General features: G+C 61.3%; 12 protein-coding genes. 7 read left to right on the top strand and 5 right to left on the bottom strand.

What is annotated here, in order from left to right; translation table 11 throughout:
* Positions 1-49 precede the first annotated feature (49 nt).
* From N2A98_RS11875 to N2A98_RS11885, 3 genes are all read left to right on the top strand, one after another.
* Complete coding sequence (locus N2A98_RS11875; RefSeq protein ID WP_275623606.1) at positions 50-1,507, top strand: efflux transporter outer membrane subunit; 1,458 nt, start codon at positions 50-52, stop codon at positions 1,505-1,507.
* A gap of 352 nt (positions 1,508-1,859) precedes the next feature.
* The gene (locus N2A98_RS11880; protein WP_275623476.1) at positions 1,860-3,956 is read left to right on the top strand and encodes an EAL domain-containing protein; all 2,097 of its coding nucleotides are present in this window, start codon (positions 1,860-1,862) and stop codon (positions 3,954-3,956) included.
* Positions 3,957-4,010: 54 nt separating this feature from the next.
* A complete protein-coding gene (locus tag N2A98_RS11885; RefSeq protein WP_044273522.1) occupies positions 4,011-4,757 on the top strand; it encodes an SDR family oxidoreductase in 747 nt (248 codons plus the stop codon).
* A 12-nt stretch (positions 4,758-4,769) separates the two neighbouring features.
* On the opposite strand, the gene N2A98_RS11890 is transcribed toward N2A98_RS11885, so the two are convergent.
* The 4 genes from N2A98_RS11890 to N2A98_RS11905 all read right to left on the bottom strand — a co-directional run bounded on the left by N2A98_RS11890 (position 4,770) and on the right by N2A98_RS11905 (position 8,729).
* On the bottom strand, positions 4,770-5,267 hold the full coding sequence (locus tag N2A98_RS11890) for a hypothetical protein (RefSeq protein WP_275623477.1): 498 nt from the start codon (positions 5,265-5,267) through the stop codon (positions 4,770-4,772).
* 63 nt (positions 5,268-5,330) lie between these two features.
* On the bottom strand, positions 5,331-6,740 hold the full coding sequence (mapR, locus tag N2A98_RS11895; protein WP_275623478.1) for a GntR family transcriptional regulator MpaR: 1,410 nt from the start codon (positions 6,738-6,740) through the stop codon (positions 5,331-5,333).
* A gap of 155 nt (positions 6,741-6,895) precedes the next feature.
* Complete coding sequence (ccoG, locus tag N2A98_RS11900) at positions 6,896-8,305, bottom strand: cytochrome c oxidase accessory protein CcoG (RefSeq protein WP_044273525.1); 1,410 nt, start codon at positions 8,303-8,305, stop codon at positions 6,896-6,898.
* 184 nt (positions 8,306-8,489) lie between these two features.
* Complete coding sequence (locus tag N2A98_RS11905; protein WP_044273526.1) at positions 8,490-8,729, bottom strand: DUF3203 family protein; 240 nt, start codon at positions 8,727-8,729, stop codon at positions 8,490-8,492.
* 123 nt (positions 8,730-8,852) lie between these two features.
* Here N2A98_RS11905 and N2A98_RS11910 point away from each other — a divergent pair, with 123 nt between their 5' ends.
* Positions 8,853-9,344: an MgtC/SapB family protein gene (locus tag N2A98_RS11910; RefSeq protein ID WP_275623479.1), complete on the top strand. Its 492-nt coding sequence runs from the start codon at positions 8,853-8,855 to the stop codon at positions 9,342-9,344.
* 29 nt (positions 9,345-9,373) lie between these two features.
* Here N2A98_RS11910 and N2A98_RS11915 read toward each other — a convergent pair whose 3' ends face one another.
* Positions 9,374-9,547 carry a hypothetical protein gene (locus N2A98_RS11915; protein ID WP_275623480.1) on the bottom strand — a complete coding sequence of 58 codons (174 nt, stop codon included), beginning with the start codon at positions 9,545-9,547 and terminating at the stop codon, positions 9,374-9,376.
* A gap of 204 nt (positions 9,548-9,751) precedes the next feature.
* Here N2A98_RS11915 and N2A98_RS11920 point away from each other — a divergent pair, with 204 nt between their 5' ends.
* The 3 genes from N2A98_RS11920 to glgB all read left to right on the top strand — a co-directional run bounded on the left by N2A98_RS11920 (position 9,752) and on the right by glgB (position 17,487).
* Entirely contained in the window at positions 9,752-11,740 is a 1,989-nt protein-coding gene (locus tag N2A98_RS11920) for an alpha-1,4-glucan--maltose-1-phosphate maltosyltransferase (RefSeq protein WP_044273528.1), read from the top strand.
* A gap of 156 nt (positions 11,741-11,896) precedes the next feature.
* The gene (gene treS, locus N2A98_RS11925; protein WP_275623481.1) at positions 11,897-15,244 is read left to right on the top strand and encodes a maltose alpha-D-glucosyltransferase; all 3,348 of its coding nucleotides are present in this window, start codon (positions 11,897-11,899) and stop codon (positions 15,242-15,244) included.
* On the top strand, positions 15,241-17,487 hold the full coding sequence (gene glgB, locus N2A98_RS11930) for a 1,4-alpha-glucan branching protein GlgB (RefSeq protein WP_275623482.1): 2,247 nt from the start codon (positions 15,241-15,243) through the stop codon (positions 17,485-17,487). The genes treS and glgB overlap by 4 nt, the downstream gene beginning before the upstream one ends.
* Positions 17,488-17,505 lie beyond the last annotated feature (18 nt).

Here is a 17,505-nt window from a genome sequence, read left to right on the forward strand (position 1 = left end):
AGGAGCGAGCTTGCTCGCGAAGAACGCCGATGCGCCGCGCTCATCCAGAATGAACGCGTTCTCGTTGACGGCTTTCGCGAGCAAGCTCGCTCCTACAGTGGGCCTGGCTATGTTGCTCAGCGCCTGCGCCATCGGCCCCGACTACAAGCGCCCGGAGGTCATCGAGCCGGTGCAGTTCAAGGAGGCCCAGGGCTGGCGCCAGGCCAACCCGAGCGACTCCCTGGCCCGCGGCGCCTGGTGGGAGCTGTACGGTGACCGTCAACTCAACGACCTAGTGGTGCGCCTCAATGCGTCCAACCAGACCGTCGCCCAGGCCGAAGCGCGTTTTCGTCAGGCAAAGGCGTTGGTGCGCAGCTCACGCGGGGCGTTTTACCCCAGCGTTGACCTGAGCGTTGGCAAGACCCGCGCCAGCCAGGGCACCGGCAGCAGCAGTGCCAGCCTTAGCAGTTCCAGCAGCGGGATTCGCGACACCCTCAATGCCCAGTTGGGTGTGAGCTGGGAGGCGGATATCTGGGGCAAGTTACGCCGTGGCCTGGAGGCCAACGAAGCCAGCGCCGAGGCAAGCTCGGCCGACCTGGCCGCAATGCGCCTGAGCCAACAGTCGGAGTTGGTGCAAAGCTACCTGCAACTGCGGGTCATGGACGAGCAGACGCGCCTGCTGCAAGCCACGTTGGACACCTACCAGCGTTCGTTGAAAATGACCGAAAACCAGTACCGTGCCGGTGTGGCCGGCAAGGACGCCATCGCCCAGGCGCAAACCCAGCTCAAGACCACCCAGGCCAGCCTGATTGACCTGATCTGGCAGCGCGCCCAGCTGGAAAACGCCATTGCGGTGTTGATCGGCGAGGCGCCGGCTAACTTCAATCTGGCTGTGAGCAACGACATCCCGGCCCTGCCGCAGATACCGGTGAGCCTGCCGTCCCAATTGCTGGAGCGCCGCCCCGATATCGCCTCGGCCGAGCGCTCGGTCATCGCCGCCAACGCCAATATCGGCGTGGCCAAGGCGGCTTATTATCCGGACCTCAGCCTGAGCCTGCAGGGCGGCTATTCCAGCAGTACGTACGAGGACTGGATCAGCCTGCCGAACCGTTTCTGGTCAGTGGGGCCGAAACTGGCGATGACCTTGTTCGATGGCGGCCAGCGTTCGGCGGAAGTCGACCGCAGCGTGGCCAGCTACGACGAGACCGTGGCCAAGTACCGCCAGACCGTGCTGGACGGTTTCCGTGAGGTGGAAAACTACATGGTGCAGCTCAAGGTGCTCGCCGACGAGGCGGTGGTCAGCAATGAAGCGCTGGAAGCCGCGCGTGAATCGTTGCGCTTGACCGAAAACCAGTACAAGGCCGGGTTGATTGCCTACCTGGACGTGGTCACGGTGCAGGCAACGGCCCTGAGTAACGAGCGTACGGTGTTGACCTTGCTGCAATCGCGCCTGGTGGCCAGTGTGCAGTTGATCGCCGCGTTGGGCGGAGGCTGGGACGGCCAGACGTCCCTGGCTGAAAAGGAGTGACCGGTGCGCCGCGCATCCTGTGGGCGCAAGACCCAACGTGTGGGCTTGCCCCAATGTCAGCCAGTTAAGCACCGTTCCCTGTGGGAGCTGGCTTGCCTGCGAAAGCGTTAGTGCAGTAGCAGATGGGGTGACTGACACACCGCCTTCGCGGGCAAGCCCGCTCCCACAGGGGACTTGCGCAAGCTCTGCATTTTGATGTTGAAAACACCCTGATGAAGCCAGGCGATTGACGCCAGAAACGGCGTCATGGCCAACGGGTTAATTAATCACCTACCCGAGATTCATACTCGCTACAATCGCCCGATTTGCCACCCGGCACGGACTTTTGCGCCGGTCGCCCGCGAGACGTGCCATGCTGATCGGTAGCTATTCAACCTCCCTTGTCGTGATTTCCCTGTGCGTGGCCATCCTGGCGTCCTACACCGCGTTGGACCTGGCCGGGCGTATCGCGACGGCCAAGGGGCGGGCTGTTTACCTGTGGATCACGGGTGGCGCAGTGGCGATGGGGGTCGGCATCTGGTCCATGCACTTTATCGGGATGTTGGCCCTGCGCCTGCCGTTTGGCCTGGGCTTTGACGTAGGCATTACCCTGTTCTCGCTGTTGATCGCCGTGCTATCCAGCGGGTTTGCGTTATGGCTGGTCAGCCAGCCACGCTTACCAGCCTGGCAACTGGCATTGGGCGCGCTGGTGATGGGGGCCGGTATCGCCAGCATGCATTACACCGGCATGGCCGCGATGCGTATGACGCCGGGCATTGATTACGACCCGACCTTGTTCGGCGCTTCGTTGATGATCGCGGTGGTGGCTTCCGGCGCCGCGCTGTGGATTGCCTTCAACCTGCGGCGCAACACACCTTATGTACGGCTGGCACGGGGTGGCGCCGCCGTGGTGATGGGCGTGGCTATCGTGGGGATGCACTACACCGGGATGGCTGCGGCACGCTTTGCCGATGGCAGCTTCTGCGGCGCCGCATTGACCGGCCTGAGCGGCAAGGGCCTGGATAACCTGGTCTTGGTCACTTCGCTGGCGGTGCTGGTCATTGCGCTGTTGACCTCGGTGCTGGATGCGCGCCTGGAAGCGCGCACCGCCGTGCTCACCGATTCCCTGACCCTGGCCAACCAGGAACTCACCCACCTGGCCCTGCATGACATGCTCACCGGCCTGCCTAACCGCACGTTGCTGGCTGATCGCATTCAACAAGGCATCCAGGCGGTAAACGAGCGGGGCGGTTGCTTTGCCTTGATGTTTATCGACCTGGATGGTTTCAAGCCAGTCAACGATGCCTTTGGTCATCACCTGGGCGACCAGTTGTTGCGCGACGTCGGCTTGCGCTTGCGCGAGGATTTGCGCAGCCAGGACACCCTGGCCCGCATCGGCGGTGATGAGTTCGTGTTGCTGGTGCAGCTCACCCAGCCCGACGATGCCATGGGCTTGGCCGAGCGCCAGGTGAGCCTGATCAACCGCCCGTTCACGGTGGCCGACCATGAGCTGCAAATCTCGGCCAGCATCGGTATCGCCATGTTCCCGGGCAACGGTAATAACCCCCAGGAACTGCTGATGAACGCCGACGCGGCGATGTATCACGCCAAGGGCATGGGCAAGAACGGCTACAGCTTCTTCGATGTGTCGATGAACACCAACGCGCGCAAACAGCTGCAATTGCTGCAAGACCTGCGCAATGCCCTGGAGCAGGGGCAGTTTCGTTTGCATTACCAACCCAAGTTCGACGCCGTCAGCGGTGTTGCCGTGGGGGCCGAGGCGCTGTTGCGCTGGGAGCATCCGCAACAGGGCTTGCTGATGCCCGCTACGTTTATTGCACTGGCGGAGAAAACCGGGCTGATCATTCCCATCGGTGAGTGGGTACTCGATGAAGCCTGCCGCCAGATGCGCCTGTGGTACGCCCAGGGCTATGAGAGCTGGCGCATCGCCGTCAACCTGTCGGCGCTGCAGTTCTGCCATGCCGGGCTGGTCAACAGCGTAGCGGCGGCGCTGGAGCGTCACCACTTGCCGGCCAACAGCCTCACGCTGGAAATCACCGAGACCACCGCCATGAGCGATGCCGATGCGAGCATGACGGTGTTGCAGCAGCTCTCGGACATGGGCGTGGACCTGTCCATCGATGACTTCGGCACCGGTTACTCCAGCCTGATGTACCTCAAGCGCCTGCCGGCCAACGAGTTGAAGATCGACCGCGGTTTTGTGCGTGACCTGGAACACGACAGCGACGACGCGGCCATCGTCTCGGCCATCGTGGCCCTGGGCCAGGCCCTGGGCCTGCGAATTGTCGCTGAAGGCGTGGAGACCGATATGCAGCAGGACTTCCTCACCCGCCTGGGATGTGACGCCTTGCAAGGTTTCTTGTTGGGGCACCCGTTGCCAGCCGACAGCTTTATGGCCAATATCCGTCGCACCGAAGAGCCGGTAGCGCCTGACAAAAGCATTAAGTGAAAGGTATTCTTGGATCCAACCCTAAACATCCGGTTGAATCAGGAGGCCGCAGCCATGGACAAAGTCGTCATCATCACGGGGGGCAGCCGTGGCATTGGCGCCCAGACAGCATTGCTCGCGGCTCGCCAGGGCTATCGCATCTGCATCAACTACCAGGCGGATGAAGACGCGGCCCACCGTGTACTTGAACAGGTGCGTGCGTTGGGCGCCCAGGCGATTGCCGTGCGGGCCGATGTCAGCATCGAGGATGAAGTGATCGGCCTGTTCAATCGTGTTGATGCGGAGTTGGGTCGGGTCACTGCGCTGGTCAACAACGCTGGCACCGTGGGGCACAAGTCACGGGTTGATGAGATGTCCGAGTTTCGTATCCTCAAAATCCTCAAGACCAATGTGTTGGGCCCGATTCTGTGTGCCAAGCACGCGGTGCTGCGCATGTCGCCACGGCATGGCGGGCAGGGCGGCAGTATCGTCAACGTGTCGTCGGTGGCGGCGCGGCTGGGCTCGCCGGGCGAGTATGTCGACTACGCCGCCTCCAAGGGCGCGCTGGATACCTTCACCATCGGCTTATCGAAAGAGGTCGCAGGTGAGGGTATCCGTGTCAACGCGGTACGCCCTGGCTATATCTTTACCGACTTCCATGCCCTGAGCGGCGACCCGGACCGGGTCAGCAAGCTGGAGTCCGGAATCCCGATGGCGCGGGGCGGGCGCCCGGATGAAGTGGCGGAGGCGATTATCTGGTTACTGTCGGACAAGGCGTCGTATTCCACCGGAACGTTCATTGACCTGGGCGGCGGCCGTTAAGGCGTTGGCCGATCAGGTCCGCAGCGTGCGCAGCGTGCGCAGCACCTCGTAGCCGTACCAGGAGAACTGCCGGAGCAGGTCGGCTTCGGAGTGCTTCACCACGCCATAGCCGCAGTTGGAAAAACCCTCGATATGGCCATTGCGGCTATCGCTGCCATTGAGGGTTCGATCATCGACGTTATCGAGAAAACGCAGCACTTTATCCAGATCGTAGGCCGCATCAGCTCTGGCCTGCGGGTCTGGATTGGCTTGCGTCCAGTCGCCGACCTGTCGCTTGAGGTCATCGACGACCTGATAGAAATCGCAGCCCTTGAGGAAGTTTTTCGTCACGCTACTGTGCTCGATGATCGCCTCTGCCGAGCGATGATCACCGGCAGGGCGCCCGCTCGGACCTTTCATCTGACGCATCTGCTGTTGTTCCGCCCAGCGCATGTAGTGGTGAGGGACGGGAAAAGGCTTCAGGTTAAGGGGTGCACTTGCTGGCAGTGGGCAGTTTTTCCAGGTGATCACGCAGGTCTCGTTATTCGGTCTGTGGAGGCCTCTGAGTCGTTAAGACGCGACGGTAGGTTCCATTCAGAACGAGCGCACAATCCGCCCTAACGTCTCCATGGCCTTCTCCGAGGCTTCGTTCCACGGGCTGCCATAGTTCAAGCGTATGCAGTTTCTGAAGCGCTGGGTCGCGGAAAAGATTGGCCCCGGCGCAATGCTGATGCCCTGGGCCAGGGCCATCTGGAACAATTTCAGCGAGTCGGTCTGCTCCGGCAATTCCAACCACAAAAAATAGCCTCCGGCAGGTTGGCTGACCCGCGTCTGTGCCGGGAAGTAGCGGGCGATGGCCGCCAGCATGGCGCTTTGCTGTTCTTCCAGGGCGTAGCGCAGTTTGCGCAGGTGCCGGTCATAGCCGCCGTGTTGCAGGTAATCGGCAATCGCCGCCTGGGCCGGCATCGACGGGCACAGTGAGGTCATCAATTTCAGCCGCTCCACCTTCTGTGCGAAGCGCCCGGCGGCGACCCAGCCCACCCGGTAACCGGGCGCCAGGCTCTTGGCAAAGGAGCCGCAGTGCATTACCAACCCTTCGGTATCGAAGGCCTTGGCCGGTTTCGGCGCTTGTTGCCCGTAATACAGCTCGGCGTAGACGTCATCTTCGATCAACGGCACTTGATGGCTGCGCAGCAGGTCCACCAGCGCCTGTTTTTTCTCTTCAGGCAGCGTGGCGCCCATGGGGTTCTGGAAGCTGGTCATGGTCCAGCAGGCCTTGATTGGATAGCGCTCAAGGCTTTGGGCCAAGGCGCTCAGGTCGATACCGTCACGCGGATGCACCGGAATCTCCACGGCCTTGAGCTTCAAGCGTTCAAGCACTTGCAAGCAGGCGTAGAACGCCGGCGCTTCGATGGCGACCAGGTCGCCCGGTTCGGTCACGGCCTGCAGGCACAGGTTGAGCGCTTCGAGGGCGCCGTTGGTGATCAGCAGCTCCTCCATCGGCAGCATCAGGCCGCCGACCATATAGCGCAGGGCAATCTGGCGGCGCAGTTGCGGGTTGCCTGGCGACATGTCGGTGACCACCAGGTGTGGGTCCATTTCGCGGCTGGCACTGGCCAGTGAGCGGGCCAGGCGTGGCAGCGGGAACAGCATGGGGCTGGGGAAGGCCGAACCGAAGGGTACGGTGTTGGGGTCTTTGATCGAGTCCAGTACCGAGAACACCAGCTCGCTCACGCCCACATCGGTGGACTCATGCACCTGCTCACTCACCACCGGTTCGGAAAACGGGCTGGGCGCATGGGTGTTGACGAAGTAGCCAGAGCGGGGGCGTGCGCGAATCAGGCCACGACGCTCCAGCAAGTAATAGGCCTGGAACACGGTGGACGGGCTGACGCCGTAGGCCTGGCTGGCATAGCGCACCGATGGCACGCGCTGGCCGGGGCCGAGGACGCCGGAGCGGATCAGTTCTGCGATGTCGTCGGCGAATTTTTCGTAGCGTTTCATGGCGGCCTAATTTGCTTTTTGAATGTGTACGCAGGGCGAACTGTGGGAGCTGGCTTGCCTGCGAAGGCGGTGTGTCAGTCACTGCATCTGTTACTGCACTACCGCTTTCGCAGGCAAGCCAGCTCCCACATTTGATCGTTATTGTTGATGAAATATCAGCGATTCAAGGGCGCAACGAAGCGGCTGTCGGCAGCGGTATAAATCCACGGCTCATCCACATCCGTCACTTTAAAACGGATAGTTTGAGAACTGCTGGCCGGTGTGTCCGCCAGCAACGCCACGGACACCGGTACATCGACAATTTCCCCGGGCGCCAGGCTGACCTGGGTCTTGCCTTGCAACTGGAAGCCCTCGGCGTCCACCAGTTCCAGGCGGTAGTCCTGGCGCTGCTGGGTCTTGTTGATCACCTTGAGGCTGTAGATGTTCTCGATCAAGCCCTGGCTGTTTTCGCGGAACATACCGCGGTCCTTGGTGACATCCAGCGACACCATCGGCCGTTCAATCAGGGCCACCACCAATGCCGCGATCATCACCAGCAGCACGGCACTGTAGCCGATCAGGCGTGGCCGCAGCAGGTGAGTCTTGCCCCCCTGCAATTGATGCTCACTGGTGTAACTGACCAAACCACGGGCATAGCCCATTTTGTCCATGATCGAATCACAGGCGTCGATGCAGGCCGCGCAGCCGATGCATTCCATTTGCAGGCCGTCGCGGATGTCGATGCCGGTGGGGCATACCTGCACGCACAGTTGGCAGTCGATGCAATCGCCCAGGCCAACTTCGGCTGGCTGCACGTCACGTTTACGCGGACCACGCTGCTCGCCACGGGCGGCGTCGTAGGAAATGGTCAGGGTGTCTTTATCAAACATCACGCTCTGGAACCGTGCATAGGGGCACATGTGCATGCACACCGCTTCGCGTAGCCAACCGGCATTGAGGTAGGTGGCGCCCGTGAAAAACAACACCCAGAACAGGCTCACACCGCCCATCTGCCACGTCAGCAATTCAGCGGCCAAGGGGCGGATGGGGGTGAAATAGCCCACAAACGTCAGCCCGGTCAACACACTGATACCCAGCCACATCGTGTGTTTGGCCGAGCGGCGTGCCAGCTTGTTCAGGCTCCAGGGCGCGGCCTGCAGTTTGATGCGCTGGTTGCGTTCACCCTCGGTGACCTTTTCACACCACATGAACAGCCAGGTGAACGAGCTTTGCGGGCAGGTGTAGCCGCACCAGACGCGGCCGGCAAACACCGTGATCGCAAAGAGGCCGAAGGCGCAGATGATCAGCAGCGCCGAGAGCAGGATGAAGTCCTGAGGCCAGAACGTCGCACCAAAGATATGAAATTTGCTCTCGGCCAGGTCCCACAGTACGGCTTGGCGCCCACCCCAGTTCAGCCACACGGTGCCGAAAAAAGCCAGGAACAGCAGGCCGGCACCGCCCACGCGCAAGGTGCGAAACAGCCCGGTAAAACTGCGGGTATGGATCAGGTTGTCGCTGGATTTGGCCTTCACCTTCTTTGGGTGAATGGGCTCAAAGGTTTCCACGGTTGGGATTCGTTCGCTCATGGTCGTTCGCTCATCAGCCTCCATCAGGCCGATGAACTATGGGCGACGAGCTGTTTACATAACAGACTCAGGTGGAGTGATAAAAACCGGATCAGATAGGCCTGGTGCGTTCTTGTGCGTCAATGTGCTGCACCCCCAAGGCAGAGGGGTGCAGGGATTCATTGGATTCGATGATGCAGATCAATCAAATCACCGAACCAGGCTCTTGCGCCTTCACATGGTTACGACCATCCGTGGCCCCTTCAACCGTCAGCGCGTCGGCTTCGGCTTCAGTGATATAGATCCGCTCGCCCGCCAGGTCCACATAGGACATGGCTTTGTCATTGTCGGTAAGGATCTTCACGCGGGTGGCTGGCAGGCTTTGCTCCTGGCCGTCCACGCCGAGCTTGAAGTAGCACAAATGGTTGTCGATGCGCAGGGTCATGGCGATCTCCTTTCTATGGGCTATATAGCCTTAGGCGGCACCTATGGAGGCAGGTTCCAGGCAACTGACTGGCGGTCTGCGCTGTCCACCCTTTAACTACCCATAATAAAAAGGAGTGTATCCATGGACGCCTGGTGGCATGTGGTATGGCAAACCCTGCAATCCGAATTCGCGGACATCGGCGATGCCCGGCAACTCACCCAAGTGACCGTGCGCCTGCTGATCGCGGCGATCCTCGGCGGCATCCTGGGGTTTGAACGTGAGCACAAGGGCAAGGCGGCCGGGGTGCGCACCCATATGCTGGTGGCACTGGGCGCCGCGCTGTTCGTGCTGGTGCCGCAAATGTCCGGCAACCAGGCAGATGCCATGAGCCGTGTGGTTCAGGGGGTGATTGCGGGCATTGGCTTCCTCGGTGCCGGCACCATCCTCAAGGGCAAGGAAGACGAGGAGGGCCAGCATGTGAAGGGCCTGACCACGGCAGCCGGGTTGTGGATGACCGCCGCCATTGGCGTGGCGGCGGGCATGGGCCGTGAATCGACCGCGGTACTCAGTACCCTGCTGGCCCTGGCGGTGTTCAGCATCATGCCCAGAATCGTCAAAATGTTGGAAAAATGATGCCGCATCATGGATCACTGGATGCTTGGCTAATGCCAGGCTTGGATCCCTATTACCGGCGGCATAGTGGTCGGCGGCTCCTCCACGGGCGGTGGGTCGTTTTCCGGCGGTTCTTTCTCCGGAACGGGCGCCGGTTCGCCGGGCGGCAGAGGCGGGTTGTCGATATTCGGATCTTCAGGTTCAGGGGGGATCGGGATATTCATCGGTGTGGCCTCCTTTGTGCTTTGCTCTAGCGGTGGACCGCGGCCTGGGGCAATTGATTCCCTGCCCAGTGGCGGGATATCCACCTGAACTTTTGCTGCGCGCCCAGGCTCGGACCTTAAACGGCCACGCTCGGGGAGAGCGCCGCCGCCTTTGAATTCGGATCAAGCCAAGAGCGTCCACAGGGCGTAAGGGGAAGATGCTCGATGACTGCTGAAACACTGGTTCCAGAAGACTCCGTGCTGCCGCTGTCCCAGGCGCTGCTGTTACCCAGGATCGCGATCGAAAGCACCATGCCGGTCATCGACAACGGTGAGTTTGCCGTCAAGGCGGTGGTGGGCCAGCGGGTCCATGTGACCAGCAAAGTGTTTGCCGATGGCCACGATAAACTGGCGGTGTTGATCCGCTGGCGCGCCCTGGGAGATGAAAGCTGGCACAGCGTGGTCATGCTGGATATCGGCAACAATGGTTGGGAGGGCGCGTTTACCGTCGCCCGCCAAGGCCGCCATGAGTACTGCATCGAAGCCTGGATCGACACCTTTGCCAGCTTCTGTTACGAACTGCGCAAGAAGCATGAAGCTGGCGTGCCAGTCAGCCTGGAGTTGCAGGAGGGCCGCAGCCTGGTGTTGCAGGCCGCCGAACGCAGTGACAACGAACTGCGCGACCGCTTGATGTTGTTGCACCATGAGCTCTCCGGCCTGCTGGAAACCGAGCAGGTGGCGTTGTTCCTGCACGAAGACAGTGCACACCTGATGACCCAGGCCGACCATCGGGCCTATTTGAGCGTCAGCCCCGCGTACCCGATTGACGTGGAACGTGAAGCCGCACAATTTGCCAGCTGGTACGAGCTGTTTCCGCGCTCGATCACCGACGATCCGGCGCGGCACGGCACGTTTAACGACGTGCACGCGCGCTTGCCGATGATCCATGACATGGGTTTTGACGTGCTGTACTTCCCGCCGATTCACCCCATCGGCCGCAGTCATCGCAAGGGCAAGAACAACTCACTCACCGCCGGCCCCGATGATCCTGGCAGCCCCTATGCCATCGGGAGTGAGGAGGGTGGTCACGAGGCGATCCACCCGCAGTTGGGCACGCGCGATGATTTTCGTCGGTTGGTCCAGGCCGCTGCCGACCACGGCCTGGAAATCGCCTTGGATTTCGCGATCCAGTGCTCCCAGGATCACCCCTGGCTCAAGCAGCATCCGGGTTGGTTCAACTGGCGCCCGGACGGCACGATCAAGTACGCGGAAAACCCACCGAAAAAATACCAGGACATCGTCAACGTCGATTTCTACGCGGCCGATGCCATCCCGAGCCTGTGGACCGAACTGCGCGATATCGTGGTGGGCTGGGTGCAAGAGGGCGTGAAGACCTTTCGCGTCGACAACCCGCACACCAAGCCGCTGCCGTTCTGGCAATGGCTGATCAGCGACGTGCGCGCCAAGTACCCGGAGGTGATCTTCCTCGCCGAAGCCTTCACCACCCCCGCGATGATGGCGCGCCTGGGCAAGGTCGGCTATTCCCAGAGCTACACCTACTTCACCTGGCGCAACACCAAGGCTGAGCTGAGCGAGTACCTCACCCAACTGAACCAGTCGCCCTGGCGTGAGTGCTACCGCCCGAACTTCTTCGTCAATACGCCAGACATCAACCCCGGTTTCCTGCATGAATCCGGCCGCGCAGGCTTCCTGATCCGCGCTGCGCTGGCCACCATGGGCTCGGGGCTGTGGGGGATGTATTCAGGCTTTGAGTTGTGCGAAGCCGCGCCGGTGCCGGGCAAAGAGGAATACCTGGACTCGGAGAAGTACGAGATACGCCCCCGCGACTTCACTGCGCCCGGCAACATCATCGCCGAGATCGCCCAGCTCAACCGCATCCGCCGCCAGAACCCGGCGTTGCACACGCACCTGGGGCTCAAGCTCTACAACGCCTGGAACGACAACATCCTGTATTTCGGCAAGCGCAGCGAAGACGGCAGCAATTTCATTCTGGTCGCCGTCAACCTCGATCCGCACAACGCCCAGGAAGCCCACTTCGAATTGCCACTGTGGGAGATGGGCTTGCCCGACGATGCCCAGACCCAGGGCGAAGACTTGATGAACGGCCACCGCTGGACCTGGTACGGCAAGACCCAATGGACCCGGCTGGAACCGCAGATGCCGTTCGGCATCTGGCGCATCAGCACACCCTGAGTCTGATGAGGATCGAAATGGTGGGAGCGGGCTTGCTCGCGAAAGCGGTGGATCAATGCATAGATTCATTGGCTGACACAACGCTTTCGCGAGCAAGCCCGCTCCCACATGTACCGAGTTCAGTTAGCAAAATGTTGAGTTTTCCAGGAGTTTGCAATGGCCAAGAAACCCAAGGCAGCCACCTTTATCAAAGACCCGCTCTGGTACAAAGACGCGGTGATCTACCAGGTTCACGTCAAATCCTATTTCGACTCCAACAACGACGGCATTGGCGACTTTGCCGGGCTGATCGCCAAACTTGACTACATCGCTGACCTGGGCGTGAACACCATCTGGCTGCTGCCGTTCTACCCCTCGCCGCGCCGTGATGACGGCTACGACATTGCCGAATACCGCGGCGTGCACAGCGACTACGGGACGATGGCCGACGCCAAGCGCTTTATTGCCCAGGCCCACCAACGCGGGCTGCGGGTGATCACTGAACTGGTGATCAACCACACCTCCGACCAGCACCCCTGGTTCCAGCGTGCGCGCAAGGCCAAGCCAGGCTCGGCCGCACGGGACTTCTACGTGTGGTCGGACGATGACCAGAAATACGACGGCACGCGCATTATTTTCCTCGACACCGAAAAGTCCAACTGGACCTGGGACCCGGTGGCCGGCCAGTACTTCTGGCACCGCTTTTACTCGCACCAACCGGACCTCAACTTCGATAACCCGCAGGTCATGAAAGCGGTGCTGTCGGTAATGCGCTATTGGCTCGACCTGGGCATCGATGGCCTGCGCCTGGACGCCATTCCCTATTTGATCGAACGGGACGGCACCAACAACGAGAACCTGGCGGAAACCCACGAGGTCCTCAAGCAGATCCGCGCCGAGATCGACGCCCATTACCCCGACCGCATGCTCCTGGCCGAAGCCAACCAGTGGCCCGAAGACACGCAGCTGTACTTTGGAGACAGAAAGGGCGACGACGGCGATGAATGCCATATGGCATTCCACTTCCCACTGATGCCGCGTATGTACATGGCATTGGCCCAGGAAGATCGCTTCCCCATCACTGACATTCTGCGCCAGACCCCGGAGATTCCCGCCAATTGCCAGTGGGCAATTTTCCTGCGCAACCATGATGAGCTGACCCTGGAAATGGTCACCGACAAAGAGCGTGACTACCTGTGGAACTACTACGCCGCAGACCGCCGCGCCCGCATCAACCTGGGCATTCGACGGCGCCTGGCGCCGCTGGTGGAGCGTGATCGTCGGCGGGTGGAACTGCTTAACAGCTTGTTGCTGTCGATGCCCGGCACGCCGACCTTGTACTACGGCGATGAAATCGGCATGGGCGACAACATCTATCTGGGCGACCGTGACGGCGTGCGCACGCCCATGCAATGGTCCATCGACCGCAATGGCGGTTTTTCCCGTGCCGACCCGGCCAGCCTGGTGCTGCCGCCGATCATGGACCCGCAATACGGCTACCAGTCGGTCAACGTCGAGACCCAGGCCCAGGACCCGCACTCATTGCTCAACTGGACCCGGCGCATGCTCGCAGTGCGCAAACAGTCCAAGGCGTTTGGCCGTGGCAGCCTGAAAATGTTGTCACCGGCTAACCGGCGCATCCTGGCTTACACCCGTGAATACACCGGTGAAGACGGCCACACCGAGATCATCCTGTGCGTGGCCAACGTGTCGCGCAGCGCTCAGGCGGCGGAGCTGGACCTGTCGGCCTTTGCCGGCATGGTGCCGGTGGAGATGCTCGGCGGTAATGCCTTCCCGCCGATCGGCCAGCTGAATTTCCTGCTGACCCTGGCGCCCTATGGTTTCTATTGGTTCGTGCTGGCCGCGGAAAACCAGATGCCTAGCTGGCATGTGGAACCGGCGCAAAGCATGCCCGACTTCACCACTTTGGTACTGAAAAAACGCATGGAAGAGTTATTGGAAGAACCTTGCCGCACCAGCCTGGAGCACACTTCATTGCCAGCCTGGCTGCCCAAGCGTCGCTGGTTTGCCGGCAAAGACACGGCAATCGACACGGTGCACATCGCCTACGGCGTGCGTTTTGGCGACCCGCAGCATCCGGTGTTGCTCAGTGAGATCGAAGTGACCAGTGCTGGCCAGGTTAACCGCTACCAACTGCCCTTGGGCTTCCTTGGCGAAGACCAGTTCACCAGCGCCTTGCCCCAGCAATTGGCGTTGGCCCGGGTGCGACGCACCCGCCAGGTGGGTTTGGTGACCGATGCCTTCAGCCTTGAGCATTTTATCCTTGAGGTGATCCAGGCCATGCAGGCCGCTACCGTGCTGAGTACCCCTGACGGCGATCTACGGTTTGAGGCGACTGAACACTTGGCCGCACTGCAACTGACCCGAGAATCGCCGGTGCGTTATTTGTCTGCCGAGCAATCCAACAGCTCGGTGGTGGTCGGTGACAGCCTGGTGCTCAAGCTGATTCGTAAAGTCAGCGCCGGCGTGCACCCGGAGCTGGAAATGAGCGCCTACCTGACCGCCGCCGGCTACCCGAACATTTCGCCGCTGCTGGGCTTTATGAGCCGCCGCGACGGGCAGGGGCAGGACAACCTGCTGATGATTGCCCAGGGTTACTTGAGCAACCAGGGCGATGCCTGGAGCTGGACCCAGAACAACCTGGAGCGGGCGATCCGCGATGAGCTGGCCGACGCGATCTCTGAACAGGAACAGCACTACAACGCCCTCGGCGAGTTGGCGGATTTTGCCGGTTTGCTCGGTCAGCGCCTGGGTGAAATGCACGTGGTATTGGGTGCGCCAACGAGCGATAAAGCCTTCAAGCCCGAAGTCACCACGGCCAAGGACACCCAAGCCTGGGCCAAGGATGTCGGGGCCCAGATCGACCGTGCCCTGCAGTTGCTCAAGCTTCATCAAAGCCAGTTGAACCCCGCCGACCAGGCGTTGGTCAGTGAATTACTGGCGCAGAAAAAAGCCATCGCCTCGCATGTTCAGGCGTTGGCCAAAGCCACGGCGGGCGGGTTGCGCATTCGCGTCCACGGTGACTTGCACCTGGGCCAGGTATTGGTGGTCAAGGGCGATGCCTACTTGATCGACTTTGAGGGCGAGCCGGCGCGGCCGCTGCATGAGCGGCGCGGCAAGCACAGCCCTTATAAGGATGTGAGCGGTGTGCTGCGTTCCTTCGATTATGCGGCGGCCATGGCGCTGAATGTGCAAGGGGTGGATCACACGCCAGAAGCGAACGCAGCGCGCAAACGCGTGACCGACCGCTACCTGAATGAAGCCCGCGTAGCATTTACCCAGGCTTATCAGGCCGCTGCGTCTACACTGGCGCATGACTGGCAGGATGCCAACGGCCACGACGCAGCGCTGACCTTGTTCAGCCTGGAAAAGGCCGCGTACGAAGTGGCCTACGAAGCAGAAAACCGCCCGACCTGGCTGCCGGTGCCCCTGCAAGGGCTGCACGGCTTGCTGAGCGGGCTGACACCTATATCGAAACCTGTACGCGGTGGGGAGACGTCATGAGTTTTACACAGAGAGAACCGCTGCAGCCCAAGTTGACTGCATTGCCGGCGTCCAAGGACGTCGATGCGCTGGTGCGCGCCGAGCACCCCGATCCCTTTTCGATCCTGGGGCCCCATGATGACGAGCAGGGCGGCCAGTTTATCCGTGCGTTCCTGCCGGAGGCCCTGAGTGTTCAGGTGCTGGCGCGTGACACGGGCGAGCCGTTTGGCAGCCTCGACGCCACCCAGGTGCCGGGCCTGTTTGTCGGGCACTTCAACACTCGCCAGCCCTACCTGCTGAAAATCCAGTGGGCCGGCGGTGAGCAGATCACCGAAGACCCTTACAGCTTCAGCCAATTGCTGCTGGGGGAAATGGACCTGTACCTGTTTGCCGAAGGCAATCACCGTGACCTGGGCAACTGCCTGGGGGCGCAGGTGGTCAGCGTCGACGGCGTGCAGGGCGTGCGCTTTGCCGTCTGGGCGCCGAACGCACGGCGGGTTTCGGTGGTGGGCGACTTCAATATCTGGGACGGGCGCCGCCACCCGATGCGCCTGCGCCATCCATCGGGCGTGTGGGAAATCTTCATCCCACGCCTGCAGCCGGGCGCGGCCTACAAGTATGAAATTCTCGGCGCCCACGGCATTCTGCCGCTCAAGGCCGACCCCGTGGCGCTGGCCACCCAACTGCCGCCGGACACCGCTTCCAAGGTCGCCGCACCTTTGCAAGTGGATTGGCAGGACCATGAGTGGATGCAATCGCGGGGCGACAAGCAGAAATCCACCGCGCCGTTGTCGATCTACGAGCTGCATGTGGGGTCCTGGCAGTGCGAGCTGGACGAGGCCGGTGAAGTGGCCCGGCAATATGGCTGGCGTGAGCTGGCCGAGCGGCTGATTCCTTACGTTCAACAATTGGGCTTCACCCATATCGAACTGATGCCGATCATGGAGCACCCCTTCGGTGGCTCCTGGGGCTATCAGGCGTTATCTCAGTTTGCCCCCAGCGCACGCTTTGGCTCGCCGGAAGACTTTGCCTGGTTCGTCAATGCCTGCCATCAGGCCGATATCGGTGTGATCCTCGACTGGGTGCCAGCGCATTTCCCCACCGATACCCACGGGCTGGCGCAATTTGACGGCACCGCGCTGTACGAATACGCCAACCCCCTGGAAGGTTTTCACCAGGACTGGGACACGCTGATCTACAACCTGGGCCGCACCGAGGTCCACGGTTTCATGCTCGCGTCGGCCTTGCACTGGCTCAAGCATTTCCATGTGGACGGCCTGCGCGTGGACGCGGTGGCCTCCATGCTGTATCGCGATTATTCGCGCAAGGCCGGTGAATGGGTGCCCAACCGCCACGGTGGGCGCGAGAACCTGGAAGCCATCGACTTCTTGCGGCACCTGAACGACGTGGTCGCCCTTGAAGCGCCGGGCGCCTTGGTGATTGCCGAGGAGTCCACGGCCTGGCCTGGCGTCAGCCAGCCGACCCAACAGGGTGGCCTGGGCTTCAACTACAAATGGAACATGGGTTGGATGCACGACTCTCTGCATTACATCCAGCAAGACCCGGTGTACCGCGCCCATCATCACAACGAGCTGAGTTTCGGGTTGGTGTATGCCTGGTCCGAGCGCTTTATCCTGCCGATTTCCCATGATGAGGTGGTACACGGCAAGCACTCGCTGATCGACAAGATGCCCGGCGACCGCTGGCAGAAATTTGCCAACTTGCGCGCCTACCTCAGTTTCATGTGGATGCACCCCGGCAAGAAGCTGCTGTTCATGGGCTGCGAATTTGGCCAATGGCGCGAGTGGAACCACGACCAGCAACTGGATTGGTATTTGCTGCAGTACCCCGAGCACCGTGGCGTGCAGAAGCTGGTGGGCGACCTGAACCGCCTGTACCGCGAAGAACCTGCGTTGCACGAACAGGACGATGCGCCCCAGGGTTTCCAATGGCTGATCGGTGATGACGCGATCAACAGCGTTTACGCCTGGCTGCGCTGGAGCAAGGATGGCAAACCGGTGTTGGTGGTTGCCAACTTCACCCCGGTGCCTCGCGAAGGCTACGCAGTCGGTGTGCCGTTTGGCGGGCGTTGGAGTGAGGTGATCAACAGTGATGCCGACACCTACGCCGGCTCCAATTACGGCAATGGCGGCGCGGTATCTACCCAGGATGAGCCGCGCCATGGGCAACCGGTGTCGCTGTCGCTGAACTTGCCGCCCTTGGGTGTGCTTATTTTGCGGCCCGAGGAGCATGAAACGCTCTAGCGCGGCGGATGCTGCTGT

It is taken from the genome of Pseudomonas sp. FJ2-5-13 (assembly GCF_029201605.1).
In the GTDB taxonomy this organism is placed as follows: domain Bacteria; phylum Pseudomonadota; class Gammaproteobacteria; order Pseudomonadales; family Pseudomonadaceae; genus Aquipseudomonas; species Aquipseudomonas lactis.